The organism is Bacillus sp. MYb56 (assembly GCF_002976445.1).
GTDB lineage: Bacteria > Bacillota > Bacilli > Bacillales > Bacillaceae_G > Bacillus_A > Bacillus_A mycoides.
The window spans coordinates 122,689-147,646 of record NZ_PCOH01000002.1; the positions used below are offsets into that span (position 1 = coordinate 122,689).

General features: G+C 34.6%; 29 protein-coding genes and 2 pseudogenes. 8 read left to right on the forward strand and 23 right to left on the reverse strand.

The window, feature by feature from the left end; genetic code table 11:
* Positions 1–13: 13 nt before the first annotated feature.
* The 4 genes from dapA to CQ058_RS03080 are packed head-to-tail and all read right to left on the reverse strand — an operon-like array spanning position 14 to position 4,080.
* Positions 14–910 carry a 4-hydroxy-tetrahydrodipicolinate synthase gene (gene dapA, locus CQ058_RS03065; RefSeq protein ID WP_105589450.1) on the reverse strand — a complete coding sequence of 299 codons (897 nt, stop codon included), beginning with the start codon at positions 908–910 and terminating at the stop codon, positions 14–16.
* 22 nt (positions 911–932) lie between these two features.
* Positions 933–1,874, reverse strand: coding sequence for a proline racemase family protein (locus CQ058_RS03070; RefSeq protein ID WP_002142093.1), 942 nt, complete (start codon positions 1,872–1,874; stop codon positions 933–935).
* Positions 1,871–2,908: a proline racemase family protein gene (locus CQ058_RS03075; RefSeq protein WP_002142094.1), complete on the reverse strand. Its 1,038-nt coding sequence runs from the start codon at positions 2,906–2,908 to the stop codon at positions 1,871–1,873. Before CQ058_RS03075 ends, CQ058_RS03070 begins: the two co-directional genes overlap by 4 nt.
* Entirely contained in the window at positions 2,905–4,080 is a 1,176-nt protein-coding gene (locus CQ058_RS03080) for an NAD(P)/FAD-dependent oxidoreductase (RefSeq protein ID WP_002032609.1), read from the reverse strand. Before CQ058_RS03080 ends, CQ058_RS03075 begins: the two co-directional genes overlap by 4 nt.
* A gap of 182 nt (positions 4,081–4,262) precedes the next feature.
* On the opposite strand from CQ058_RS03080, the gene CQ058_RS03085 reads away from it, so the two are divergent.
* The 4 genes from CQ058_RS03085 to CQ058_RS03100 all read left to right on the forward strand — a co-directional run bounded on the left by CQ058_RS03085 (position 4,263) and on the right by CQ058_RS03100 (position 7,840).
* Positions 4,263–5,924 (forward strand): sigma-54 interaction domain-containing protein, encoded by a 1,662-nt coding sequence (locus CQ058_RS03085; RefSeq protein ID WP_002142096.1) that lies wholly within the window; start codon positions 4,263–4,265, stop codon positions 5,922–5,924.
* A 73-nt stretch (positions 5,925–5,997) separates the two neighbouring features.
* On the forward strand, positions 5,998–6,270 hold the full coding sequence (locus CQ058_RS03090) for a (2Fe-2S)-binding protein (RefSeq protein ID WP_002012972.1): 273 nt from the start codon (positions 5,998–6,000) through the stop codon (positions 6,268–6,270).
* Positions 6,267–6,599: a (2Fe-2S)-binding protein gene (locus CQ058_RS03095; RefSeq protein ID WP_002142097.1), complete on the forward strand. Its 333-nt coding sequence runs from the start codon at positions 6,267–6,269 to the stop codon at positions 6,597–6,599. Before CQ058_RS03090 ends, CQ058_RS03095 begins: the two co-directional genes overlap by 4 nt.
* A complete protein-coding gene (locus CQ058_RS03100) occupies positions 6,596–7,840 on the forward strand; it encodes an NAD(P)/FAD-dependent oxidoreductase (RefSeq protein ID WP_002189876.1) in 1,245 nt (414 codons plus the stop codon). Before CQ058_RS03095 ends, CQ058_RS03100 begins: the two co-directional genes overlap by 4 nt.
* A 69-nt stretch (positions 7,841–7,909) precedes the next feature.
* Here CQ058_RS03100 and CQ058_RS03105 read toward each other — a convergent pair whose 3' ends face one another.
* The 3 genes from CQ058_RS03105 to CQ058_RS03115 all read right to left on the reverse strand — a co-directional run bounded on the left by CQ058_RS03105 (position 7,910) and on the right by CQ058_RS03115 (position 9,534).
* Positions 7,910–8,632 carry a hypothetical protein gene (locus CQ058_RS03105; RefSeq protein WP_002142100.1) on the reverse strand — a complete coding sequence of 241 codons (723 nt, stop codon included), beginning with the start codon at positions 8,630–8,632 and terminating at the stop codon, positions 7,910–7,912.
* Between the two features lie 156 nt (positions 8,633–8,788).
* On the reverse strand, positions 8,789–9,097 hold the full coding sequence (locus tag CQ058_RS03110; protein ID WP_000447767.1) for a YxcD family protein: 309 nt from the start codon (positions 9,095–9,097) through the stop codon (positions 8,789–8,791).
* Complete coding sequence (locus CQ058_RS03115; protein ID WP_002032604.1) at positions 9,085–9,534, reverse strand: hypothetical protein; 450 nt, start codon at positions 9,532–9,534, stop codon at positions 9,085–9,087. Before CQ058_RS03115 ends, CQ058_RS03110 begins: the two co-directional genes overlap by 13 nt.
* 257 nt (positions 9,535–9,791) lie before the next feature.
* Here CQ058_RS03115 and CQ058_RS03120 point away from each other — a divergent pair, with 257 nt between their 5' ends.
* Complete coding sequence (locus tag CQ058_RS03120) at positions 9,792–10,556, forward strand: DUF1836 domain-containing protein (RefSeq protein ID WP_002065900.1); 765 nt, start codon at positions 9,792–9,794, stop codon at positions 10,554–10,556.
* 35 nt (positions 10,557–10,591) lie between these two features.
* Here the strand turns inward: CQ058_RS03120 and CQ058_RS03125 are convergent, their stop codons facing one another.
* A complete protein-coding gene (locus tag CQ058_RS03125; protein ID WP_002142101.1) occupies positions 10,592–11,089 on the reverse strand; it encodes a GNAT family N-acetyltransferase in 498 nt (165 codons plus the stop codon).
* Positions 11,090–11,125: 36 nt separating this feature from the next.
* Complete coding sequence (locus CQ058_RS03130) at positions 11,126–12,241, reverse strand: HD domain-containing protein (RefSeq protein WP_002142103.1); 1,116 nt, start codon at positions 12,239–12,241, stop codon at positions 11,126–11,128.
* Between the two features lie 282 nt (positions 12,242–12,523).
* Between CQ058_RS03130 and uptA the strand changes: the two genes are divergently transcribed.
* Positions 12,524–13,129, forward strand: a complete 606-nt coding sequence (gene uptA, locus CQ058_RS03135; protein WP_002032601.1) for an undecaprenyl phosphate transporter UptA — start codon at positions 12,524–12,526, stop codon at positions 13,127–13,129.
* Between the two features lie 25 nt (positions 13,130–13,154).
* On the opposite strand, the pseudogene CQ058_RS03140 reads toward uptA, so the two are convergent.
* Positions 13,155–13,656, reverse strand: a pseudogene (locus tag CQ058_RS03140) (DinB family protein).
* A 148-nt stretch (positions 13,657–13,804) separates the two neighbouring features.
* On the opposite strand from CQ058_RS03140, the gene CQ058_RS03145 reads away from it, so the two are divergent.
* The gene (locus tag CQ058_RS03145) at positions 13,805–14,029 is read left to right on the forward strand and encodes a hypothetical protein (protein ID WP_002032598.1); all 225 of its coding nucleotides are present in this window, start codon (positions 13,805–13,807) and stop codon (positions 14,027–14,029) included.
* Between the two features lie 47 nt (positions 14,030–14,076).
* On the opposite strand, the gene dltD is transcribed toward CQ058_RS03145, so the two are convergent.
* The 7 genes from dltD to CQ058_RS03180 form a co-directional block, all read right to left on the reverse strand.
* Complete coding sequence (gene dltD / locus CQ058_RS03150) at positions 14,077–15,258, reverse strand: D-alanyl-lipoteichoic acid biosynthesis protein DltD (RefSeq protein WP_002142108.1); 1,182 nt, start codon at positions 15,256–15,258, stop codon at positions 14,077–14,079.
* Between the two features lie 335 nt (positions 15,259–15,593).
* Positions 15,594–17,216: a peptide ABC transporter substrate-binding protein gene (locus tag CQ058_RS03155; protein WP_105589451.1), complete on the reverse strand. Its 1,623-nt coding sequence runs from the start codon at positions 17,214–17,216 to the stop codon at positions 15,594–15,596.
* Between the two features lie 20 nt (positions 17,217–17,236).
* Positions 17,237–18,238 (reverse strand): C40 family peptidase, encoded by a 1,002-nt coding sequence (locus CQ058_RS03160; protein WP_002189880.1) that lies wholly within the window; start codon positions 18,236–18,238, stop codon positions 17,237–17,239.
* Between the two features lie 39 nt (positions 18,239–18,277).
* Complete coding sequence (locus CQ058_RS03165) at positions 18,278–19,339, reverse strand: dipeptide epimerase (protein ID WP_002032592.1); 1,062 nt, start codon at positions 19,337–19,339, stop codon at positions 18,278–18,280.
* 104 nt (positions 19,340–19,443) lie between these two features.
* Positions 19,444–19,770, reverse strand: coding sequence for a DUF3870 domain-containing protein (locus tag CQ058_RS03170; protein ID WP_002012954.1), 327 nt, complete (start codon positions 19,768–19,770; stop codon positions 19,444–19,446).
* A gap of 88 nt (positions 19,771–19,858) precedes the next feature.
* Positions 19,859–20,134: a hypothetical protein gene (locus CQ058_RS03175; protein WP_002136778.1), complete on the reverse strand. Its 276-nt coding sequence runs from the start codon at positions 20,132–20,134 to the stop codon at positions 19,859–19,861.
* On the reverse strand, positions 20,073–20,429 hold the full coding sequence (locus CQ058_RS03180) for an FtsB family cell division protein (protein WP_002085024.1): 357 nt from the start codon (positions 20,427–20,429) through the stop codon (positions 20,073–20,075). Before CQ058_RS03180 ends, CQ058_RS03175 begins: the two co-directional genes overlap by 62 nt.
* A 288-nt stretch (positions 20,430–20,717) precedes the next feature.
* Between CQ058_RS03180 and CQ058_RS03185 the strand changes: the two genes are divergently transcribed.
* On the forward strand, positions 20,718–21,644 hold the full coding sequence (locus CQ058_RS03185) for an aldo/keto reductase (protein ID WP_105589453.1): 927 nt from the start codon (positions 20,718–20,720) through the stop codon (positions 21,642–21,644).
* Positions 21,645–21,692: 48 nt separating this feature from the next.
* Here the strand turns inward: CQ058_RS03185 and CQ058_RS03190 are convergent, their stop codons facing one another.
* The 6 genes and pseudogenes from CQ058_RS03190 to CQ058_RS03215 form a co-directional block, all read right to left on the reverse strand.
* Positions 21,693–22,289 carry a DJ-1/PfpI family protein gene (locus tag CQ058_RS03190; RefSeq protein ID WP_002189883.1) on the reverse strand — a complete coding sequence of 199 codons (597 nt, stop codon included), beginning with the start codon at positions 22,287–22,289 and terminating at the stop codon, positions 21,693–21,695.
* Complete coding sequence (locus tag CQ058_RS03195) at positions 22,286–22,777, reverse strand: ankyrin repeat domain-containing protein (protein WP_002189884.1); 492 nt, start codon at positions 22,775–22,777, stop codon at positions 22,286–22,288. Before CQ058_RS03195 ends, CQ058_RS03190 begins: the two co-directional genes overlap by 4 nt.
* 375 nt (positions 22,778–23,152) lie before the next feature.
* The gene (locus CQ058_RS03200; protein ID WP_000789035.1) at positions 23,153–23,383 is read right to left on the reverse strand and encodes a hypothetical protein; all 231 of its coding nucleotides are present in this window, start codon (positions 23,381–23,383) and stop codon (positions 23,153–23,155) included.
* A gap of 166 nt (positions 23,384–23,549) precedes the next feature.
* The gene (locus CQ058_RS03205) at positions 23,550–24,050 is read right to left on the reverse strand and encodes an invasion protein (protein ID WP_002012946.1); all 501 of its coding nucleotides are present in this window, start codon (positions 24,048–24,050) and stop codon (positions 23,550–23,552) included.
* Positions 24,051–24,259: 209 nt separating this feature from the next.
* Positions 24,260–24,475, reverse strand: a pseudogene (locus tag CQ058_RS32685) (hypothetical protein).
* 194 nt (positions 24,476–24,669) lie between these two features.
* Positions 24,670–24,933, reverse strand: a complete 264-nt coding sequence (locus tag CQ058_RS03215; RefSeq protein ID WP_002189886.1) for a hypothetical protein — start codon at positions 24,931–24,933, stop codon at positions 24,670–24,672.
* Between the last annotated feature and the right edge of the window lie 25 nt (positions 24,934–24,958).

Sequence of the window (24,958 nt, forward strand, 5' to 3'; positions counted from 1 at the left end):
CTCTCCTCCTTATTTAAACAGCTGCATGAGCCGCAATTTCTGATAAAATCGTTTGAAGCTTTTGATCTTCTTCTTCAGTTAATCCTAATCTCGGATAACGTGAAGGTCCTGCGACTTGCCCATGTAATTCCATTGAACGTTTAACGATTTGCACATACTTTCCTGATCCTTCAAGAAACTCACAAAGAGGTAAAATAGCATCGTTCATTTCCCACGCTTTTTCTAATTCACCATTTTGAAAATGCTCATACATTTTCGTAACGAGTCCTGGAACGATATTTCCGGCTACTGAAACCCATCCCGATGCACCGACTAAATAAGATTCCATAACTAAATCTTCAGATCCGCAGAAGACTTGGAAAGCACCTTCACCTTGTCTTACTAAATCTCTCGCTTTTCGAATATCTCCGCTAGATTCTTTAATATGTGTAACATTTTCACACTCTTTTCCAATACGGAGCATTAACTCTGTGCTCATATCAACACCAGAAGTAAATGGGTTATTGTATAGCATAATTGGTATATTTACAGCGTTTGAGATTTCTTTAAAATGAAAATAAATCTCCTCTTCCTTCGGTTTACAATAGTAAGAGTTTATAATTAATGCGCAATCCGCTCCGTGCGCCTCTGCATGTTTCGTATATTCAATCGTTTCTTTCGTCGTCTCTGCAGCAGTTCCAACAATGACAGGAATACGGCCATCAACTTCTTTTAATACTGTTTCTACCATGTTAAATCGTTCTTCTTTTGATAAACTAACAAATTCCCCTGTACTTCCATTAATAATAATTCCAGCTACCTTTTGCTCAATAAAGTAGTTTACGTTTTGTTTTACGCCTTTCCAATCAATCTCTTGAAATTCATCCATCGGTGTTATTAATACTGGAAATGCCCCTTTAATTTTTTGCATCTTTATCTCTCCCTTTAACATATTATTTTAATAAGAAACCTGTTGGAAACGGATCAGTAGGATCTAATATAAATGTTTGCATACCTGTAATAAACCCTCTACTTTCAAATCGAAAAATGTATCCGAGTTCTTCTTTCTTCACTTTTTCTACTGTTATAAAGCTATTAAAAATACTTTCATTTTTAAAAGGTTTATCCGCTATATAATCATTTTTAAATAATGTATGAACATAAGACACAATAGTAGAAACAAAACCTGGTGAACGTACTATAAAGTTATCTTCATGAAATGTAATCGACTTTATATGGTTCTTTTCTTTTTGCATAGAATCTACTAAAATAAGTCTTTTTATTAATGACTGTTTTTGTATAGCTTGAAGTGTAGCTTCACCCCATTTTTTTAATTTAGAGATGTTTTCAATACTGATTTCTGGCGAATACGTATCCTTTTCTACAACTGCATATACTTTATCTGCCTGTATGAGAGAGTAACTTATATTACCAACCTTTAAATTTTTCTCAATCATATAACATAGTTTGCTTTCAAACGAAACAGATACAACTTCATCATTCTCTACATATGCATTCACTGAAAATATGCCAGATAGCGTTTCGATTTTGTATTGATTAGACTCTCTCTTTTTTAAATACCCGCTTTCTAGTAACATCGTTATTACTGCGACAATGCCTCCGTAATGAAGAGGAATGGATCCTTCATGATTAAAAAACAATACAGCTGCATCCACTTCATTATGAATAGAAGGAACGACAATACATCCATTTAAACCGATAAAACCACGTGGTTCATTTAATAAAAGCTTCATTTCTTCTGCTAATTCACCTGAAAATTGTTCGTTTAATTGCTCCAAACTGTAGTAGTATTTACATGGTACGTCTTTCATTACACGAAATGCCTCGCCATTTACGTGTACGTCTACTGCTGTATACATTTTTTGAATGTTCATTTTACATCCTCCGTTTCATGTTCCATCGGCGGAATTAGCAAAAAGCCTTCTTTAAGTGGATCCTTTTCATTGTAAAAAAATCTATGCATACCCATAAGCCAAGCTGATCCCGTAATTTTCGTTACTACAGCTTCAATATTTTCTACATATGTTGTATTCATAACACACCCTTTAAATAAAGAACCTACAATACTCTCATGAACAAATTCTTCATCGATATCAATTTTTTTATGAGCATATAATACAGCTAACTTCGCTGATGTTCCTGTGCCGCATGGAGATCGATCAATTCCTCCTGGCGGAACAACAACTGTATTTTTCACATGCGCACTTACATGAGTAGGATCTGTATAAAATTCAACATGTGTTAATCCTCTTATAAACGAATACTCTGGATGAATGATTTCAAACTTCTCATTAATTGTATTTCTAATATGAATAGCCTTATCAATGATTGTAGATGCGTTTTCTGGTACTAACTCTAAACCTACTGACTTCGCATCGATAATGGCATAAAAATTCCCTCCATACGCAATATCAGCCTCTACAGTTCCAATTTCTTCGACGTGTACAGAAATATTTTTCAGTAAAAAAGCTGGTATGTTACAGAAGGAGACTTCTTTCGCTTTCCCATCTTGAACAGAAATATCTACTTCAACTAAGCCAGCTGGTGTATCTAGCTTTAAAGAAGTAACCGGTTCAATTACTGGAATTAAACCTGATTCAACTAAAGCTGTACATACACCGATTGTATCGTGGCCACACATCGGCAAATATCCACCTGTCTCTATGTATATAACACCTATATCAGCTTCAGGATGACATGGATCTGTTAATAATGCCCCTGACATTACATCATGACCACGAGGTTCATTCATTAACAATTTCCGAATCCAGTCATACTCTCTTTTCATATGTAACATCTTCTCTGCCATCGTCTCTCCAATTAACTTAGGAAGTCCGCTAATTAATGTCCTCGTTGGATTCCCGCCGGTATGTGTATCAATCGTCGTAAAGACTCTTTGTGACCTCATCCGTTTAACACCCTTTCTGTAAAACGACTCAAACGAAGTGGTTCAATAGGAATGATTGTTTCTTTTTCATTTAATAACTCTTCAATCACTTTCCCAGTAACTGCCGCAAGACTAATTCCATCACCTTCATGTCCTGCTGCTATAAAGTAGTTCGGAATATGTTCCACTCGTGAAATTATCGGCAAATGATCTTCTGTCCACGGGCGTAATCCAGCATATGAACGAATCACCATCATATCTGCCATTTTCGGATAAAAACGTATTGCTCTATTCGCAATACATTTAATAACCTCGTTATTTATCTTCGTATGAAAACCTACAAACTCTCTACTACTACCAATTAAAAAATTTTGGCTTTCTGTCGGTTCAAATACAAGTGCCACCCCATACTTTTCAGTTAAAGCATCCACTTTTCGTTTTCCACCAAATTTAGAAATTAAATAACCAAATTCCATTACTTTACGGCAGCCAACGTGTTGTTGCCTTGAAGCTACAATAATATGTCCCTTTCTCGGTTCAATTGGGATATTCACATCTAACATCTGTCCGATTTTAGGAGCCCACACACCGGCTGCGTTCACAACTTGCTTCGCAGTAAACGTTCCATTTGTTGTTTCTACAATAAAGGAACCGTCTATATCTCTTTTCACTTCTTTAACTTCTGTATGATTAAAAGCTTTTGTACCAAATTTCTTCGATTCTGCAAGAAGTGAAAAAGCAAGAAGATATGGATTTACAGTTGAATCCGTTGCACATTCTAAACCGCCTAATAAATCATCTGCAAAAAATGGTGATTCTTCTTTTATATCTTGCCTATCAAGCATTCGAAATGGTAAACCAACCTCTTTTTGACGATTTACCCATTGCTGTGCTGCCTCCATCTCTTCGTCTGATTCACAAACGAGAATGCTTCCTGGCGCTCTATATTCAAATGAGTGCTCCAATTCTTCACTTAATTCAGTTACTAAATTTTGACTTACTAACGACATTTGACTATCAAACCCTGGGTCTTTATCAATCGCCAAAATGTTCCCGTCACACCGTGAAGACGTTCCACTGACAAACTCCCCTTTTTCAATGATTGTTACGTCTCTTCCGTATTTTGATGTGTAATAAGCGATAGAACATCCTATAATACCACCGCCTATTATTAAAACGTCACAGTGTCTCACATAGCACCCCTCCTTTCTCCTAAATCTCTCACTTTCTATTTATGCAATTGGTGTGCCAACTCTACATACAGAACTATTTATATGAAATAATTTTTATTTGTAAAAATATTTTAAATTTATCGTAAATAGGTGTATTATTTTTTTATCACTGTCTAAATTTTTATACATAATAGGAGGGCAATATGGCATTTTCATTCCCAACAATAAAAGAGTTAATAAAAATTTTGTCAATTGATTGTACAAGTATCGTTAAGCGCATGACACAGGTAGGTGAAAAATTTTATTACCTCCATTCACCTACTGAGGAATGGAGGTGCGCAGTTATATATGAAGATGACTCTTTCACTACTTTAATCGACGCATTTTCTCATGAACTAGCCGTTGTCATCATTAAAGAAAATCAAGAGCCTTTATGCTGTATAACTGCTCAGCAAATGATTCCTTTTCTTTATAAGTATTACAATGAACTACTAGCTTTTTATAACACTGTTATTCAAACGTCTGATTCTTCTGTTACAGTCATCGACGATAAAGAATGCGTTCGTACTTGGACAGATGGCGCTGAAAAGATTTTTTCAGTGAACCATAATGAAATTATCGGACAACCCATCACCCGTTTTTTTGATTATAAAGATTTGGAAATTTTGCAATCATTACATGACGGAAAAAGCATAATTGCTCAGTTCCATCAGCCACGTCCAGATTTGTTCGTATTAATTAATTCAAACCCAGTTTATTGCAACGATAAAATTATTGGAGCAGTCGTTTCAGAAACGGATGTTACAAATCAAGTCGTATTAAATGAAAAACTATTTAATATGTCGCATGAAATGCACCGTTTAGAACAAGAAGTAGCAAAATATAAAGATACATCCGATCCTTTCCTTGCGATGAATGGAAAAAGCCCTGTTATACAAAGAACGATTCAATTAGCTAGAAAGGTTTGTTCAGTGAAATCCACGGTTTTAATACTCGGAGAAAGCGGAGTTGGAAAAGAAGTGTTTGCGAAAGCAATTCATGAAGCAAGTGAGACAGCAAATGCCCCTTTCATTTCAATTAACTGCGGCGCAATCCCAGAAGCGTTATTTGAAAGTGAATTATTTGGTTACGAGCGCGGGGCGTTTTCTGGTGCAAATAGTAAAGGTAAGAAAGGTAAAATAGAACTTGCACAAGGCGGTACTTTATTTCTCGATGAAATAGGCGAAATGCCGCTCGATATGCAAGTGAAACTTTTGCGTGTACTGCAGGAACGAAAGTATTACCGAGTTGGTGGAGAAAAAGAAATCAATATTGATTTCCGCATTATCGCTGCTACAAACCGTGATTTACAAGAAGAAATGAGAAAAGGAACTTTCCGAGAAGATTTATACTATCGCTTAAATGTAGTTAGCTTGCTTATTCCACCGCTGCGCGAAAGACGAGAGGATATTATCGAATTGACGTACTCCTTTTTAAACGATTTTTCAATAAACTATAACAGGCCTATTCGAGACTTACCTTCAAATATTATGCATGAACTACTTCATTACAATTGGCCTGGTAATATTCGCGAGCTCCGAAACGTAGTTGAAAGACTCGTCGTATTTGCGACAGACGGCATTATTAAACAAGAATATTTACCATTTCATACAAATGAAACTTTAGACAATCATACAGCTCAATCCCTATTACTCAGCAACAATAATACGATTCTTTCTTTACAAGAAGAAATGGATGAGCACGAGAAAAAGGTAATTGAAAGAGCTTTACGCATTTTAGATGGTAATAAATTAGAATGTGCGAAACAACTTGGCGTAACAAGAGCCACTTTATATAATCGTTTAAAAAGACTGGGGTTACAATAATCCCTCTCCTCCTCTGTATTGGCATAGTTTTTGCATAATAATTTGTGCAAACCGAACTAGAGGAGGAATACATATGACGAATAAAGAGAACTTAATTGTTTGTCGTTGTGAAGAAGTTACATACGGACAACTTCAATCGACAATTGCTGAATATAATTGCTCAGCTCGTGAGCTAAAACTAAGAACACGTGCTGGTATGGGTTTTTGCGGCGGTAGAACATGTAGAATGACGATAGAACGAATGGTAGAAAATGCGAATCCTAACATATCCCAAAATGAAATTCCATTAAAATATCAACCGCCAGTGCGTGCTGTTACTTTTGGAGCGGTAGGTGACAATCAATGAGTAGAATTACACATCACCCTATTTTAGGTAGTTTAAATAATAGTGAACGCATCACTTTTCAATTTAACGGTCAACAATACGAAGCTTATGAACACGAAACGATAGCTGCTGCCTTGCTAGCAAACGGAATACGAACTTTAAGGGTCCATGAAGATAGCGGGACACCACGAGGTATTTATTGTAATATCGGGCATTGTTCAGAATGCCGCGTGACAGTAAATAATCAATCGAACGTACGAGCATGCTTAACAGTTGTAGAAGACAATATGGTTGTTGAAAGTGGAAAACAGCATCCGAATATCGTGAGAGAGATGGTGAAAAAGCGATGATCGATGTAATTATTATTGGCGCAGGACCAGCAGGATTATCAGCGTCTATCTCTTGTGCCCATTTTGGACTTAACGTACTTGTTATTGATGAATTTATGAATCCGGGCGGGAGATTGTTAGGTCAGTTGCATCAAGAGCCTACTGGGGAATGGTGGAACGGAATAGAAGAATCAAAGCGCCTTCATGAAGAAGCAAAATCCCTTTCAGTCGATATTCGGTGCGGTGTTTCCGTATATAACTTAGATGAAGATGAGAGGTCTTGGTTCGTGCATACAAATATCGGGACGCTAGAAGCACCGTTCGTACTAATTGCTACTGGGGCTGCTGAGTATTCCATTCCCCTTCCTGGATGGACACTTCCAGGAGTTATGTCAATTGGAGCAGCTCAAGTTATGACAAATGTTCACCGCGTTCAAGTTGGTAAAAAAGGAATCATTATCGGTGCTAATATTTTGTCATTCGCCATTTTAAACGAATTGCAATTAGCTGGAATCACAGTGGATCATATTGTACTCCCTGAAAAAAGCGAATTAAGCCAAAAGGCCGGTGAACCAGAAGAAGTTTTAAACTCACTCTTAAATGCGGCTCACCTCGCCCCATCTCCCTTCCTACGTATAGGTAGCCGTTTTATGAAATATGATTGGATTCGAAAAGCTGGATTAACATTTTATCCAAATAGCGGCATGAAAATAAACGGGACGCCGCTTCATCTTCGTAAAGCTGCACTTGAGATTATCGGAGCGGAACAAGTTGAAGGTGTTCGTGTTGCTAACATTGATTCTAAAGGAAATATTATTAATGGATCAGAAAAGATATATGAGGCTGACTTCGTTTGTATAGCCGGAGGTTTATATCCGCTTGCTGAGCTTGCCGCTGTAGCAGGATGCCCTTTCCATTACATTCCAGAATTAGGCGGACATGTTCCACTTCATTCAGAAGAAATGGAAACCCCTCTTCCAGGTTTATTTGTAGCTGGAAATATTACCGGAATTGAAAGTGGTAAAATCGCAATGGCACAAGGTACTGTCGCTGGATATTCAATCGTGAAGCAAGCAATTCAAACATCCAATTCGGTTGAACAACACTTGCAACAAGCAATTCAAAATGTCCACACTGTGCGTCAACAAGCTGCGATTCAGTTTAATCCGATGGTTGATGTTGGTAGACGGAAGATGAATGAACTTTGGCGTGATTTTCATTCTAAAAAAGATACTTCATATAAGCAACAAGAAATTATTTAATATACTTATACTACACTTTTTATAACAAAAAGCTCCCCTTATCAACAACAATAAGAGGAGCTTTTCAAATTATTTCACTTCAATTGTCCAATCACCATCTGCTTGAATAGTGAATATATGTATACCGTTTTCTTTTACAGGCATTTTTTTCGTTGTATCAGCTGCACCAATTTCATTAAATACTATACTATCATTTAATTCAACAATAAAATTACTTTCACCGTTCATATGTACACCATGTAACTCTTTCAAGCCTTTTTCAAGTTTTACAAAAACAGCATCAGATCCATGGCCACTAATTGTTCCCGGAGTTGTTATTACTTTATCCATTGAAATAGACTGTGACATATTAACTTTCCAATGACCATCCGCTGTAGGATTAATGAAATATTTACCGCTCTTTTTTATGAGAACTAACCTTTTTTCTTTTCCATTACCAATAAAATTTGAAAGTGAACCAGCGTCATTACCTTGTTCGTCTTTCAACTCAAGAATCGCATTACTTTCTCCTGTATGTTCTACCTCAGCAATGACAAATCCAGATTTCAATTCAAAAAAGTCAGAAGAATTCTCACCATCACCTTCTAATGACACATTATGATCTTGAGATAATCTCTCCACTGTACTTTTTTCTGTTATTTCTTTAGCTTTCGGACTAGTAGTTCCAGTTTGTTGTTCCACATTATTATCTTTCTTTTCGTTCGCTTGTACATCTTTCGTTTGTTCTGTTGAATTGCAAGCAGTTAAAGATAAACAAACCGTAGCTAATGCTACTAATAATTTATTTTTCATTATATCCTCCTATTAACATAAAATATTCTTGATTATAATAACATGTTTTTACCAATTCATTAGTTTATTAATAATTGGATTTTATCCCAAAAGAGGAAACATACTAACAATATTAATCCAAATAAAAAACTGTTAGAGCATACAGCTCTAACAGTTTTATTGTTCATTATTATTAAATTTCGCTAATGCGTAGATGCCTTCTTCATCATCTAATTCAAGTTGCAATCTTGCTGCAAATGAATTGACGTTGTATTCTCGATCAAGCAACAAGCGTAGTGCTTCGATTAAGTTTGCTTGAATTAAAATTTGCTGGCGACCATTTACCTCTACTTCTGCAGAGAAACCGTAGTCATCATCATACATTAGTTCAACTGAAACTTCTTCTGGACCAACTTGTCTTTTTTCAGCGATATATACGCAAAGCGCATTTATAAGTTCTTGTTCAGAAATTTTTATTGTTTCCATGCTACTTCATCTGCCTTTTTCTTACGTTGATCTTTGAAGTATTTAAATGCACGAACTGCTAACATTACGATACCAGCCATTACTAACATATTTACCATAAACGCTAATACAGAACCAAGTGCTCCCATATTTGCAAATAAGCTACCCATTAGTAAACCACCAAGACCACCTAGTAATAAGCCTTTCATAAAGCCACCTTTATTACTTTTTGGCGCTGTGTTTGTTGCTTTTGTTTTTGAATCAGTTGTCGTTTTTTGTGAATTCACATTAGAATCTTTTTTGTTTAAATCAACTTTTGACTTTTGACCTGAACTTGGTGTATATGATTTTTTACCAGATTTGTAACTTTTCGCTGCCGCATGATCTACGAACATGAAGCTACTAGCCCCAAAGATAACCATGAATGCTGTCATTACTGCTACAAGTTTTTTCAACATATTATATCCATTCTCCTTTTATATAGATATATGTGAAATCTACCTTTCTAGTAAATTCAGAATGATAGATTTGTTTTAAAACCATTTTAAAGGTTCTTATGAACTTATTATATGAACTTTTGTCGAAATATGCAAGCATTATTTACTTACGACAATTTCATGACATAGGAAAAATTAAGCAAAACGGAATTGACTTTAAATGAAACAAAACATATTATAAGTTCATAAGAACTTTTTATAATTTTGGAGGTGAAAAGATGGAAACATTTCATCTCACACGAAACGAAATGGCAACGCTCCTTCTATCACTAAGAGGATGGAATACGAAGAAGCCTCTCGGCATTTTACAAGAAGCTTGGGCAAAGTCACATAAAAAAGATATTGAAAGCGGACAAAGCGTTACTGCTTTTATTACAACCGCACTTTCACCTATTTTTGAAAAATTGATTAAGATTGACGATACGGATGTCGGTTTTTCTTTAAATGAAATAGTTGCGCTTGGCAATCAGATTGAAAACACGAGTTTCTCTGTAACTGCTATGCAAAACTGGGTGAAACGAGATATAAAAGAAATGATTGGCTCCCCTCAAAAAGGGAAAAAATACTCAATCGAACAAGCAGCATTACTATTCATTGTCGAAGATTTAAAAACAGCGCTTGATTTTGAATCTATTCGCAAACTATTACGACTCATCGTAAATGACCCGGCCGATCGAAGTGATGATTTAATTAATCCTCTTCATTTATATGTAGCTTATTCTTCTTTATTTGAAGAACTGAATCAAGGGAATTGCTTACAACTAAATGCTACAGATACAGTTCATACGATCGAAAATATCGTAAAAGAAAAGGCTGATAAAATAGCAAGCAAGTTCGATCAAATTAATAACGAACAACGCGAAGCAATTCGTAACGCTATTATTATCGCCACACTTTCTGTACATACCGCTTATGTACAAATGCTAGCAAAACGTTACGTTTCAGCAACATTATTTTTACAAAATTTAGATGTGAAACCTTAAAAAACAGGAGCAGATTTGCTCCTATTTTTTAATTTCTATACTATTTTGCACTCCTTAACTCTTTGCATCTCATACATTTTCAACTGATTCTCTACATATGATTCAATTTTTTTGAACCCTGCTTTCTCATAGCATCGCATTGCCCTCTTATTATCTTCCCTAACTTGCAATACAACCGCTTGTATATCAGGGTCTAAAAATGATTTAGCGATAAAATAATTTGTAATCTCTGTTCCAAGCCCTTTTGAATATAAATTTGAGACGCCAATCAATATTGAGTACTCCATCACATATATATCGTCATTTCTCTTCTTTTTTAATCCAACTCTCCCTATTACTTCATCCTCTACTACGATCACATGATAACTTGCATAAGATCGAGACAGTTTTTCTGTCCAATACTTTTGAAGTTCTTCTATTGTATATCGTTTGAATAGTTTCACGTCCGCTATGTTATGTAATTCTTCGTCATTATACCACTCTAATATAATTGGTAAGTCATCCATTTCTAATAAACGCTCATGCCAATACATATTTTCACCCCATCCAATTTCGAATTACTTGGTCAATTAAATTGAATACGCATATTCTTTTTTTGGCAAATTCACAATGTCCCGAATGTAAAATGATCGTTCTATTATATCTTCTAACTGACCATTTCTATAAACATAAATACCACCTACATATGAACTGTAAGCCTTTTTCTCAGTTATTATCGCTAATTTGTTATTTTCTTCGTTAAAATCACCTTCTAGCCCTTTTTCAAATGCTAAGCTTTTGGATGTTGAAGAATAAAGCTGAATTAATGATGCTATTTCTAAATGATTTGATTTTGCAAGGTACTTTATTTCATTAGCAATCATTTCATCCTGCAATGGAAGAAAGCCCTTCACTTCTAATTTCTCTACTTTACGAAAGAAATTTTGTAACTCCAGAGTATAAAACGACAGTTTTTTCTCTTCTATCTTTTTAAAAATGCTTTGTAACAATAAATCTTTACCTACTACAAACGGATGACCAAACCCATTATTATAAAGCTCTTTTTTCATCTTAATTAGCTGTTCAATAAAAGGTATTCCCGTTTCTTCAATAACAAGCTTTCCATCTATAAAACGCATACTGGCAATTAGTTCTTTTATCTCAATACCTTCTAACTCAAGCGATGAATAATATAAATCTCTATTCCAAAAATCTAATTGATCCATTCCTAGTGAATTAAATAATAGCTCATCTATAATCGGAAAAACTCCATCTTCTGATAAACCTTTCGTTACATCTTCTAATAATCCGGAAGTCTTATTTAAAATTGTGCGTATTTCATCATCCTCTTGAATAATTCGAACAGTCCAATCCCCGTGATCCTCTCCAGATATTTTCTGAAAGCAATGCGAATATGGACCGTGTCCAACATCGTGTAGAAGGGCTACAGTAGATACTAACTTTCGCTCATATTCTGACAAATGAATGTCACCAATCTCCGTAAGATGTTCTATCACTTTATTAACTAGTACATATACACCTATTGAATGTTCGTTCCTCGTATGTATTGCGTTCTCGTGTAAAAAATATGTATGTCCTTGTTGTTTAATATGGGCCAACCTTCGAAACGCTTTAGTATCGATCAATCGTATAATATCTCTATCTTGAATAGTAATTGATCCGTAAATAGGATCTGTAAAACGCATAACTTCTCCCCCTTTGTAAATTCAACACTTACATCATTATACAAAATTTTCAGTCTACTAATCCTTTCATTCTCTTTAAATATGAGAAATTTTTAATAATCTTTTCATTATCTCTTCATGAAAACATGGCTTATATCCTTTACTATAATACTTATGAGAGACATAAAAGAATTGAAATGGCAATCCCCTATATGAATAAGGTATAATCTACATATAGTGAACCTTTTATGTTATTAAATAAAGGGGCTTATATTCAAAATTCATAAATTAGAAGGTGCAACAATGTTAAGTAGTTTTATTCATTCAGTATTAACATTTTTTGAGGGATTAGGTTATTGGGGCATAATGCTTGGACTTATGATTGAAATTATTCCAAGTGAGATTGTCCTTGCTTATGCGGGATACTTAGTATTCAATGGTAGTATCTCATTTGTAGGCGCAGTTATATTCGGTACAATTGGTGGTGTTATTGCCCAAATCTTTGTTTACTGGATTGGTCGATATGGTGGTCGCCCTGTATTAGAACGTTACGGTAAGTATATTTTCATACATAAAAAACAAATGGATGCTGCTGAAGATTGGTTTAATCGTTACGGAACTGGCGTAATTTTCACTGCACGTTTCATTCCTATCGTTCGTCATGCGATATCAATTCCTGCTGGTATTACAAAAATGCCATTACTACGTTTCACTACATTAACAGCACTTGCGATCATCCCTTGGTCTATCATTTTCATTTATTTAGGTGAGAAACTAGGTGAAAATTGGGAGAATATTAACGATATTGCTGGACCGTATGTGAAATCGTTCGCTATCGGTGGCGTTGTACTTATACTTTTATATTTCGTAATAAAAAAGTGGACAAAAAAACGTAAAAATCTTGCTTAAGATTATAATAAAAACCGCTATAAATTCATTTAGAATTATAGCGGTTTTTATTATAGGCTTGATTATGTATTAGAAATTGCATTATTTCTTCTTTATGCTTTAAGTCATGCTGAATGAGTGATGGAAAATAATTATTTAACCTCACTTTTTTTGTACCAAATTGATAGTCATTATTAAAATTACGAGCAGGAATTCGCTCAATTTGGTCTACTAATTGTTTACGAGTAAAGCTGAATTGATCTAATAGTTCTTCTTTTGAAATACCGGATCTCGCATATTTTATTGCACCCTCATTCATTTCCTCAACACCTGTTGGAACATTTGGTACAGATTGTCCGCTTATAAAGTATGGAATTCTAAACTTCATTAAAAACTCATCCCAAACGATTAAATGTGAAATCACATCCGCGGTTCCCCATGAACCTTTTCTAAAAGGTTTAACCATACATCATTTTAGTTACATACTTCAACGTTTGGCACCAATCTATTAGACTTAACTTTTTTTCTAGAATACTTTCTTTCTCCATAATTCATTCCTTCCTCTTTCACACTAATAATCGATTCATATATAACTTCTAGACATTACATAAAAACCCCTCCAGTCTAAGATTTACATGGATAAGCAACAATTCCACCATAAAATACGTATAGTAACTCAAAAAGGATTGATTCCCTATGCATTGGCAGCAAAAAGTACCATACTTAATCGGACGCCCTGTTGGTGTTTCTCTCATTAATGGGCAAGGGACATCCGGCGTTTTATGCGGTGTTCAAAATAATCAATTATTTGTTTACGAATACCTTTACCAAGCCCAGTTCGCCATGAAACATTATGACTTTAGACAAATTCAAGATATACACGCCTTTCCAAATTGCCCACACCAAAATCCTCTATACTAAAAAACAGGAACGGCTTTATTGCCATTCCTGTTTCTATTGTTTATGCATTATTTTTCAGAGTAAAACTTCTGCACTGCTTCATCAAAATAGATCCATCCTTTCCAGCCTAAATGAATTGTATCTTTTAAGAAATACTTATCATATTCATGGCTAGAAAAATCGACTACTGGGTATCCTGCTTTCTCGACTTGATCGCGAACCTTATTGTAATACACATCACGACGTTCTTTTGGGAAACCAGCGTAATCATACCACGGTCCGTTTACAGGCACAGAAATAAAGAGTGGTTTTACATTTTTTTCTTTGAAAAGATCTAAAACAATTTGTAAGTCATCATATTCTGGTGAATCATCATACGATTCATTTGCTCTAAAGTTTTTTAAACCTTTTAATTTTTTCTTTAAATTATGTTTATAATAATATGGATTTTCAATTCCGAATGTATTTGTTGTGGATCCTACTTTACCTTCTTGTTCCGCATGTTTACGTGCATCTTCCCAAGAAAGCGAACGTAATCCCATATTTGTTTCCTCTTTCATCGGTTCGATCTTAAATAGAGAGTTAAATAAATCTCGATGATCTAAAATGTTCCGGTACATATACGCTAGCGGTTTAGCTAGTCCGGCTTTTATGTTATGTTTTGTATCGTTATATACAATACTTTCTAGCGAACTATTTAATATCGCATCCTTACGAACAACTTTATAATCTAGTAAACGTTTCGCGATTTTTTTCTTCATTTCAGGCTTTATTTCGTCATTAAAAATAAAGTGATAGGCTTGTTGTTTGGAGAAATTATTTGTAAAATCCCCTTGTGATACACCGGTTTTTGTAAACCATTGTGGTGAAAGAACAAAGACTACCTTTTTATCTTCTAATTCATCCATTGTAGACGTCATATTTAATATATGAGCCAAGCTTTGCGTACCACCAGTCCCTATTAAAAATGGAGTAAAACCTGCTGGATTTACTTTAAAATAGTTAGATGGATGATATGCATCCATTCGTAAAAACTCTGATGAACCATACATCGGTAAATACTGCGAATTCTCTAACATTTTCTGTTGCAAGAAAACACTTTGTAATTTCTCTTTTTGTAAGGAAGTTGCTGCATCTTCTATCTTTTTATCGCTTATTAATGATACTAAACTCTTAGATGGAATAAGCAATACAATGAAAAAGAGTAGACACGCTAAAATAATTGGACCAAAAGCATGCTTCATCTTCATCGGTTGTTCCTCTTTCTATTACGAATAAATTGTAACCCTTGTTTATGACACGTCATCATTTTTCTCCTTTTTTCTATACATGTCCCATTCTATTTATCTATTATATACATGTATGTATTTCCTCCCTTGCTCTATTAAGTCCTATACAAATAGCGCAAGAAAATGCTTCCAAAGAAACATGTTAATTATACAAGATTCTACATAAATTTCACACTGGAATTTATGTAATAATTTTATTTTTAAGCGATGAAAAAACTTATAAAATGTCTATAATTCATTTGAAGCTATAAGAAAAAACAGACTATCACATACGTGAAGTCTGTTTCTCCATCACTTTATTTTTGTACATCTGCCCATTTTAAACTTGTAGCTGGACCGAATTGATGTACATATAATTCTTTCACATATGGTTTTTGTAAGTAAGAAAGACCGCGCTGGAATACTGGTGCAATTACCGCATCATCAAGGAGCACTTTTTCCGCATCTTGTAGTGCTTTCCAACGAGCTTTTTCATCATTACCTAACTCTGTTTTAATCTTCTTAATTAACGCATCATACTCTGGATTTGCATATCCTGTATTATTTACGGTACTTCCCGAAAGGAAAACTTCTAAGTATGTCATTGGATCTGGATAATCAGGTAACCAACGTGATAACGACATTTCGTATTCTTTTTTCTTCTCTAATGCTAGTTTTTGCGTATGTGGTTGTAATTTCACATTTACTTTTAGCCCTGGTAAGTTTTTCTCAAGCTGTTCTTTTATATATTCGCCTACTTTTTTAAAGTTCTCTAAGTCATAGTTTAATAGTTCTAACGTCACTTCATTTGTGCCTGTCTCTTGCTTTGCCTTTTCCCAATATTCTTTCGCCTGTTTTACATCAGTCTTATTAAACTCACCTGCCGTACTTCTAAAGTCTTTCTTGTCTGGCCCTTTTAAAAACCCTTTCGGCACGTAATAGTTCGCAGCTACGGAACCATCATTTAAAAATGAAGTTGCGAGCCCCTTCTTATCAAAAACTGTGCTTAATGCAAGACGGGCGTTTTTATTTTTAAGAATCGGTACATTTACATTGAAACGGAAGAAATACATAACTGGATCTGTATATTGTTTCAGTTCTTTATTATTTTTATATTTATCTACGAATTCTGTAGAAATGACCGCTCTGTCTACTTTATCTGTTTCATATAAATTTACCGCAGTTGAAATTTCTTTAACAATTTGATAGTTTACCTCATCTAATTTCACTTCTTTTTTATCCCAATATTTATCGTTTTTCTTCATTGTAAAACTTGCTTCATGCTTCCACTCTGATAATGTAAATGGTCCATTATATATCGCTTTATTTGCTTCTAATCCGTATTTATCGCCTTGCTCTTTCGCAAACTTTTCATTAATTGGATAGAAAGACGGTAAAATAAGTAGTTTCGTAAAATACGGTACTGGATGTTCTAACTCAACAACGAACGTTTTATCATCTTTTGCTTTCACACCTAATTCTTCTAAGCCTAATTGTTTCTTATTTATCTTCTCCGCATTTTTCACATCGTACGCGATATATGCATATTGAGAGACTGTATCTGGATTAATAAGTTGCTTCCAAGCATATACGTAATCATGAGCTGTTACTGGATCACCGTTAGACCATTTTGCATCACGCAAGTGGAATGTATAAGTCTTTCCGTCTTTACTCACTTCATATTTCTGTGCCCCAGCCTCAATCACTTCATCATTTTTCGATAAACGGAATAACCCTTCCATTACGTTATTTAACACGTTAAACGATACCGCATCTGTTACTTTCCCTGAATTTAATGACGGAATTTCACCCGTTTCTAGTAGCTGTAATACTTTTTTCTCATCTTTCGGCTTTGTCGTTGTTTTTTCTTTTGCGCAGCCAACTAAGAATGAAGAAACTAATAGAGTACTAACTAATGAGTAACGAACAACTTTTTTCATTTGAAAACCCCCTCTATTTTTTAAGGTAAGTAACGACGAGCACCAGCGTATTCTTCTATATATCCTGGCGTATTTAGTGGTATAATCTCTACCGATCTTTCAGCTCTCGGTGAGTGAATCATATTTCCATCACCAATATACATAGCAACATGGTGAACACTACCTTTTCCTTGATCATGTGCAAAGAAGATTAAATCTCCTTTTTGTAAGTTTTCTTTATCAACTGCAACTCCATTTCTCGATTGTGGACCAGAATCCCTTGGAATTGTAATACCGTGCGATTTATAAAGCGTATGTGTAAATCCAGAGCAATCAAATCCGAATCCACTTGTACCAGCCCATATATACGGTAATCCTAAAAACATTTTTCCGGTGTTTATTAAGTCATCAGCGGTTGGAGTCGGAATATCATTTTGAGAATGGTAAACAGTTCCATCATTTTTCCGTAGCCACGCCTTCTGACCATTTGGCAACAATACGCGGTATGAGATCGTATCTTCACTTAATAGCGGTAAACGCGTATTATAACTGACTTCAAGCGATTTATGTTTTTCAGAAGGGTTAATATATACAATTGCTGTCGGTTTCGTTACTAATACAAAAGCTTCGTTTGTTTTATCTGCAAATTCCTGATTATACGTTAATTGTTTTTCGGGCATCCATCCCGGGTAACCTACTTCGTTTCTTGGTGTTGGCTGACCGTGGACTAACACTTTCACCCAGTCACCTTTCTTATCAACAACCGTTACTTCTTGACCGAGTAGCGCTTGCGTTTCTAATTTATTTGCACTCGTTAACCAAAGCTTCTCATCTAGCGTCATTGATTTCGTCCACTTCCATAAATCAACTGGATTTGTCGCACTCGGTGCATCAATTGGTCGTAATGAATCTGGTGCAGTCCATAACGTTGCAGCAGATACATCTATAAATGCTTTACTATCCTTCTTCTCTTCAGCATTCACCGAAGTAAACGATGAAAATATAAATAAAGTTGTTAAAAATGCAGTTCCTACTTTTTTCATATATATCCCCCTTATAAGATAGTTTACTAGGTACTACTTCTAAGATTGTATATTCACTATAGAATGTAGGTTTACCTTTGGACCAGTGTAAGTCATCCCTTCTGGCTCTTCTACTAACCATAACGGTGCATCAAGATCAAAGTAATGAATATTCGGATGTGCCGCAGCTAAATGGGCAACAGCGCTAACTGAAAGTGAAGGTTCCATCATACTTCCAACCATACATTTCACACCTGCTGCTTCCGCAATATCTGCAATTTTCCATGCTTCTCGTATGCCACCGCATTTCATTAATTTAATATTAAGTAGGTCTGCATATCCTCCTTGGACAATCTTTAATGCATCGCTTGCCGAAAACATACTTTCATCTGCCATAATAGGCGTTTGTACATTGTCCTTCACGTACTTTAATCCTTCCCAATCTTTCGCATGAACTGGTTGTTCTACAAATTCTATATTTAAATTTCTATTCTCCATTTCTCTAATAATAGAAACCGCTTCTTTCGGTTTCCATCCTTGATTTGCATCTAAACGTAACGTCGTATTCTTTGGTACTACATTTCGAATTGCCTCTATGCGTTCTAAATCTAAATGTGCCTCTTTACCCACCTTAATTTTTAATGTTTGGAATCCCTTTTCGATATGCTTTTTCGCTTCTTTTGCCATTAATAAAGGCTCATCCACACTTACTGTAATATCAGTATGAATCTCTTTCTTCCCACCTAACAATGCATATAACGGTATGTTGTGAAATCGACAATATACATCGTATAAAGCCATATCTACCGCCGCTTTCGCACTTGTATTTCCTATACAGCTCATTTGAATGTGTAACAATAACGTTTGAAATTGCAGCACATCTTTATCAACTAATACGGAGCGAATTGGCCCTAATATTGCTTCCTCAATCCCGTTGGCAAAATCACCTGTAATAACCGGTGTTGCTGCAGCAGCTCCTTTTCCAACAATCCCTTCATCTGTATGAATAAACACATCTATACTTTCGATTTCCGTTACAGTGCGAAGCGCAGTTTTAAACGGTGTATGAAGCTTTACATGTCGGCGGTTTACCTTCACATCGGTAATTTTCATTTTGTTCATCCTTTCATTGTTTATAGAGTGATACTTTAATATCCGGGTGGCTTTTCCGTTAATGCGAAACAAAAAAATCCAGCCATAAGAAGATTCTTACGGCTGGATTTTGTCTATGAATGGGTAGACAAAGCAGCGATCTGATTATATTTTTTCTGTGCATCCTTTAGCGCTACAAGTAGCGCCTTTTGAGACGAACCGAAGTACCGATTTTTTATTTCTGTTACTAATGCTGGGTCATTAATATTTTTATGTAGAAACAAATATTTAACAAATTGAGATGTTAATGCAATTGTGGCTGAGCAATCTGCATCTACAATTTCCCCTGTATCCTTCTCAAGTACAAATGCTACAAAATAACTTTTGAACTTTTCGGTAATGGGATTATTTTGAGGTGCTTTCGCATCCCCTACGACGTAAATTGTATTTGAAGCGTACACAGCTATCTTCCTTTCTTATACGAGGATAACGGTTTTCTTAACAGACGTATAAGCTGTTAACTCAACGTTGATTAAAAAATGTATCCGCTTACCTTGTATTATATACAATTGACAGAATTTTAACAATATTTATTTTGACATATATTCCATAATTATGAAAATCTCTTAAAACAATTAAAATTGGCTCAAACTTCTCATTTTTACAATATGTCATTGCTCCTTGTACCATGACATTCACACTACAAACAACTTTTCCCTCATACATCAAAAAACAGTTAGCTATCGCTAACTGTTCCACCACTTCACTTTGGCAATACGAATATTGTTTCGTTTGACTTAGAAAATTGATACTCTTTTCTAGCAAACTTTAAAATCTCTTCTTCATTATCGGTTAAATTCTCAATGTTAGTCTTTAAAGAACCTTGATCTTTCTTTAAAGAAACTAATTGTTTCTTTTGATTTGTTATTGTATTTTTTTTGCCATTAATTACTTCTTGTTGTTTCGTTAAAATATATTGAACGTACAAAGTAGTCGCAGCAATAAAAATGAACATGAAAATAAAACGCCTTAACTTCTTCTTATTTATAGTTCGCTTGTCGTTAGGCTGTGATAGTTGCTCTGGTATATTAGGAACATTGACTCTTTTGAGTTTCCTCATTTTCAAATCCCCCTAACCCATATTTTCTCACTACCATAGGCACGATCTCTTACTAACTTAAATTCTATTCTTATAAAATAACCTCCTTCACAAAAAAATCTCACAAATTAACCAATTAGAGATAGCGTTCGACGACATCTCTGTATTTAAAATGAGAATTTTTATTTATGCTGCTATAAAATAGTAGTTTATGTTATTCTTTTTCCCCAATTGTAGAAAACATTTTTACACATATAAATTCTAGTTTTGCATACCGATGTTATAACATGCTTACAAGGAGGAAAAATGATGCACTACCGTACATTAGGTAAAACTGGAATTACTGTTTCTGAAATTGGCTTTGGAGCGTGGGCGATTGGCGGCGATGAATGGGGTCCTGTTAACGACAAACAATCTATAACCGCTATGAAGAAAGCAATTGAATGTGGCGTAAACTTTATTGATACTGCTGATGTATACGGATTAGGACATAGTGAAAGGTTAGTAACTCAAGCGATAAGAGAGCACCGTAATAATATCGTTTTATCAACGAAAGGCGGTTTAATTGGGCATCACTATGATCCAAGTGGAGAGCCTGTTTATAATACTGCAGAAAAAGTGATCGCAGTATTTGAAACTAGCTTACTGCGCCTAGAAACAGATTATATTGATGTTTATTTCTGTCACATTTGGTGGGATAATCAAGAAGAAACAGAAGCATTTTTACGAGCATTTGAAATATTAAAACGGGACGGAAAAGTAAGAGCTGTTGGTGTTTCAACTCACGACATACAATATATAAAACACTTCAATAAAAACAATGAAATTGATGTTGTGCAACTTGATTACAACATATTAAACCGAAAACCAGAAAACGACATACTGCCCTACCTACAGGAGAACAATTTAGGAGCTGTTATACGCGGCCCTTTAAAAATGGGGATATTAACTGGAAAATTTACAAATAAAACAACTTTTCTTGACGGAGATTTACGCCAAGAATGGCCAAAAGAAAAGTGGTTTCAAGAAGATTTACAAAAAGTAGAGAAACTACGATTACTCTCAAATGAAAATCAAACCTTAGGGCAACTTGCACTTCGTTATGTCCTCACTCATCCAGCGGTATCAGTCGCAATTCCTGGCGCAAAAACAGAAAAACAAGCGAAAGAAAATGCAGACTCGTCTATCCGTCCGATTCTTACAGATGAGGAATTAGCGCATATTCAGTCAATATAAAACAAGACGAGCAGCTGGAAATATCCAACTGCTCGTCTTGTTTTACTTTTAATATTTTAAATCTATATCATATTCCATTCTCTTCGCTGTTTCTTCAGCAACCCGAGCACCCAACAAATTTCTCACAATGTGAAATGACATATCAATTCCAGCTGAAATTCCTCCAGACGTAATAATATGCCCCTCATCTACAAACTTTACATTCTCTAATACTTCCACATTCGGAAAATCATTTCTAAAACTTTCAATACTTGCCCAATGTGTTGTCGCTTTGAAGCCATCGAGTAATCCAGCTTTCGCAAGTAAAAGCGCACCCGTACAAACAGAAGTCATTAACTTTACTTCTTTCATTTGCTCGCGGATCCAATTTGTTATTATTTCATTTTTCATTTCGTTTTCTCTAACACCTAACCCACCAGGAATAATTAAAATATCAACTGGAGGCAAGTTTTCGATACTATAGTCCGGTTGTACCTTTAATCCATTTCTCGCTGTAACCATTTCTCCATCTTGACTAACAGTACGAACTGTAAATAGTTGACCTTCACTTGTTGCTGTAACGGAAAACACTTCAAATGGACCCGCAAAATCTAACACTTCCACTTCATTAAAAAGAAAAATCCCTACATTCCAGTGGCTAATCATAAGCTCACTTCCTCTTGCAAATGATGTAATAGGGATTCATACCCTTTTTCTAAAGCAATATCATATGCGATTTTCCCATCATTTTTCTTAATCATTTTATTAGCACCATTTTCAAGAAGTAATATAATGATTTCTTCATTTCCTAATAACGCCGCTTCATGAAGTCCTGTCCAGCCACCACTTTTCACAGCATTCACATCTGATCCCTTTTCAATTAAGAAAGCTACAAGCTCGCTTTGCTTATTCGCAATTGCTGCTTGAAGAGGTGTATTTTCATTTTCGTTTTTTGCTCTAATATGTATTTCTGCTCCCTGTTCTAAAAGGAAACTTGCAATTTCTTTCTGTCCAAAATAAGCAGTTAAGTGAAGCGGTGTCCATCCATCTTCACTAAATGAGTTAACAACACTTGGATCCGTATTAATGATTTCTACTACCTTTTCTTTTTCCCCTCTTATGACTGCTTGTGATATTGATATGATTTGTTCCATAATGAACCTCCATGTATACAAATATTAAGTACCCCTTAATAAATTCCATTAATAATCACATGTTCCTTTCTAAATAATTAAGTTTACATAATAATATTATTTTTATAATTCGCTATCCTAATAAAAAAACAACCGACTCTAATGAGTAGGTTGTTTTTTTATTTCATTTTTATATTTGTTTAAAAAAAATATCATTTTCACTTACAACTAATAAACATTAATAAAAATGAAATGAAATTATATATTTAGCAGCCATGAACTCTTTACATATCAAAACCGGCTATTTACTTAAATTAATAGTTTTTTATCATTTGAAAATAAAAATGGAATTTATCCTTACATTTGAAAAATACATATATAGCAAGAGTACTCTTATCATACTAATCTATAACAATTCTGCCTTCTTCCCTTACCTGTATCCTTTAAAACATAAGACTTTAAAACGAGTGCTGTTAGTGAATCTGTTAATGTTTTATATGATAAATTTGAAAGAGCTAATAGATCGTTCGTATATAACATTCTATGCTTCTCTAATAATAATAGTACTAATCGTTCTGACGGTTTTAATGTTTCATCACTTTCTAGTATAAAATCTATATTTTTCATATCCCTACTTCTTACTCCTTATATAAAAAAATGATTTTAGTAGTTATTTAATATAAAAATACTACATAACAAATTTGAAGATATATCGAAATAACATAACGCCCAAACACTTTTATACTATAACATAAAAAAGACATTTCCCCAAATTGAAAATGCCTTTTTATATCTACTTCTCTTTTTTATATAATTGATATGATTGTTCTAGCCCTTTATTATATTTCGTATTATTATCTGTCCATTCTCCCCCTAAGTTTCCTGGCCACCCTGATGTATTAGCAACATATTTAAGCAACTCCCAATCCTGCAGTCCTTTTTTCACACCACGTTCATACGATTTGACCATACTTGAAATTGCTATCGTTGTATTTATACGCGAATCCACTAAACTCTCTTCCGATAATTGCGCTGGTGCTAATCCACCACGATGTAATTGGAATAATCCGAAAGATGTTCCGTTATCCCCTATCGCTTTTCGATCAAATTTTGTTTCATGATCAGCAATAGATAATGGTATCCAATCTGGAATATCATACCTCTTTGCAACTTCACTAATTACTTGTTTATTATTTTTAATCTCCTTCTGCTTTTCATAGTTAATATAAATTACATAACTTAAAGTAACTAACGTAAATAATATGAATATATATTGTAGTGCCTTTTTCATCATTTCATCTCCTGCTTTGTATATGTTTCACTTTCTATATACACTATAAGACTTTTATGTGACATTCATTTGACAAAATGATATTAATTATACATAAGCTGTTACAGTTTTAACTATCAATCTAAAAACTACAATTCTTCTAAAAGACTCCTTCAACACATAAAAACAATCAGCCTTTCATGTATAGTACATGAAAGGCTGATTGTTTTTCACTACACTTTTTTATGTATACAGTATATCCCTGCTATAATAAAACAAATTGAAATTACCGATAAAGTTGTACCTTGGATTTCATAAAATGCAGTAAAGAATTTCCCGCTTCCTCTATCCCAAATTTCTAATGAACCCGCGTAAATTGCGGAAGTTATACATGTAAGGCCGAATAGGAGAACACCCGAAAAAACATAGGTTACTCAAATATTTTTCATTATTAGCTCACCTCCATTAATTTGATTTGTGAATAAAACAAAAAAGACCTTTATACGTTAAAGATCTTCTTCATCTTATTTTTGTTAGAAAAAACGCCAGAACCTAAAACAAAAACTCACTTTATTATACGTATCTCCATATAAAAATTAAAGACTATAAGGTTACCAGCGTCTTCTCGATTATCATTTTCACATTAAATGTTTCTTGCAATATGCGGTTTGCTGTAATGACTCGTCCCACCGCCACCTACTACTACTTTACCACCTTTTTCGAAGATTAATAATTTACTTGAACCATCTGAAAGTAAAACTATTACTTCAGCATGATCACTTGTAGCTACATAGATTACATAACCACTTTTTGAAATACAAGTTTCCCAATTCTCATCAAATTCTGATCTTACAACTCGATTAGAATACACTTGATTTTCAATTCTTCCTGGCTGTTCATTTTCCAATTTTTTCTTACCTCCTTCCAAAGTT

Bases quoted from the DNA above. Each gene is read 5' to 3' on its own strand.
- CQ058_RS03185 (WP_105589453.1), top strand. From the start codon at position 20,718: ATGCACTACCGTACATTAGGTAAAACTGGAATTACTGTTTCTGAAATT.
- dltD (WP_002142108.1), bottom strand. From the start codon at position 15,258: ATGAAGATGAAGCATGCTTTTGGTCCAATTATTTTAGCGTGTCTACTC.
- dapA (WP_105589450.1), bottom strand. From the start codon at position 910: ATGCAAAAAATTAAAGGGGCATTTCCAGTATTAATAACACCGATGGAT.
- CQ058_RS03180 (WP_002085024.1), bottom strand. From the start codon at position 20,429: ATGAGGAAACTCAAAAGAGTCAATGTTCCTAATATACCAGAGCAACTA.
- CQ058_RS03190 (WP_002189883.1), bottom strand. From the start codon at position 22,289: ATGATTAGCCACTGGAATGTAGGGATTTTTCTTTTTAATGAAGTGGAA.
- CQ058_RS03125 (WP_002142101.1), bottom strand. From the start codon at position 11,089: ATGTATTGGCATGAGCGTTTATTAGAAATGGATGACTTACCAATTATA.
- CQ058_RS03110 (WP_000447767.1), bottom strand. From the start codon at position 9,097: ATGGAAACAATAAAAATTTCTGAACAAGAACTTATAAATGCGCTTTGC.
- CQ058_RS03120 (WP_002065900.1), top strand. From the start codon at position 9,792: ATGGAAACATTTCATCTCACACGAAACGAAATGGCAACGCTCCTTCTA.
- CQ058_RS03115 (WP_002032604.1), bottom strand. From the start codon at position 9,534: ATGTTGAAAAAACTTGTAGCAGTAATGACAGCATTCATGGTTATCTTT.
- CQ058_RS03205 (WP_002012946.1), bottom strand. From the start codon at position 24,050: ATGATGAAAAAGGCACTACAATATATATTCATATTATTTACGTTAGTT.
- CQ058_RS03100 (WP_002189876.1), top strand. From the start codon at position 6,596: ATGATCGATGTAATTATTATTGGCGCAGGACCAGCAGGATTATCAGCG.
- CQ058_RS03160 (WP_002189880.1), bottom strand. From the start codon at position 18,238: ATGAAAAAAGTAGGAACTGCATTTTTAACAACTTTATTTATATTTTCA.
- CQ058_RS03155 (WP_105589451.1), bottom strand. From the start codon at position 17,216: ATGAAAAAAGTTGTTCGTTACTCATTAGTTAGTACTCTATTAGTTTCT.
- CQ058_RS03195 (WP_002189884.1), bottom strand. From the start codon at position 22,777: ATGGAACAAATCATATCAATATCACAAGCAGTCATAAGAGGGGAAAAA.
- CQ058_RS03145 (WP_002032598.1), top strand. From the start codon at position 13,805: ATGCATTGGCAGCAAAAAGTACCATACTTAATCGGACGCCCTGTTGGT.
- CQ058_RS03070 (WP_002142093.1), bottom strand. From the start codon at position 1,874: ATGAACATTCAAAAAATGTATACAGCAGTAGACGTACACGTAAATGGC.
- uptA (WP_002032601.1), top strand. From the start codon at position 12,524: ATGTTAAGTAGTTTTATTCATTCAGTATTAACATTTTTTGAGGGATTA.
- CQ058_RS03075 (WP_002142094.1), bottom strand. From the start codon at position 2,908: ATGAGGTCACAAAGAGTCTTTACGACGATTGATACACATACCGGCGGG.
- CQ058_RS03085 (WP_002142096.1), top strand. From the start codon at position 4,263: ATGGCATTTTCATTCCCAACAATAAAAGAGTTAATAAAAATTTTGTCA.
- CQ058_RS03090 (WP_002012972.1), top strand. From the start codon at position 5,998: ATGACGAATAAAGAGAACTTAATTGTTTGTCGTTGTGAAGAAGTTACA.
- CQ058_RS03130 (WP_002142103.1), bottom strand. From the start codon at position 12,241: ATGCGTTTTACAGATCCTATTTACGGATCAATTACTATTCAAGATAGA.
- CQ058_RS03095 (WP_002142097.1), top strand. From the start codon at position 6,267: ATGAGTAGAATTACACATCACCCTATTTTAGGTAGTTTAAATAATAGT.
- CQ058_RS03105 (WP_002142100.1), bottom strand. From the start codon at position 8,632: ATGAAAAATAAATTATTAGTAGCATTAGCTACGGTTTGTTTATCTTTA.
- CQ058_RS03200 (WP_000789035.1), bottom strand. From the start codon at position 23,383: ATGAAAAATATAGATTTTATACTAGAAAGTGATGAAACATTAAAACCG.
- CQ058_RS03165 (WP_002032592.1), bottom strand. From the start codon at position 19,339: ATGAACAAAATGAAAATTACCGATGTGAAGGTAAACCGCCGACATGTA.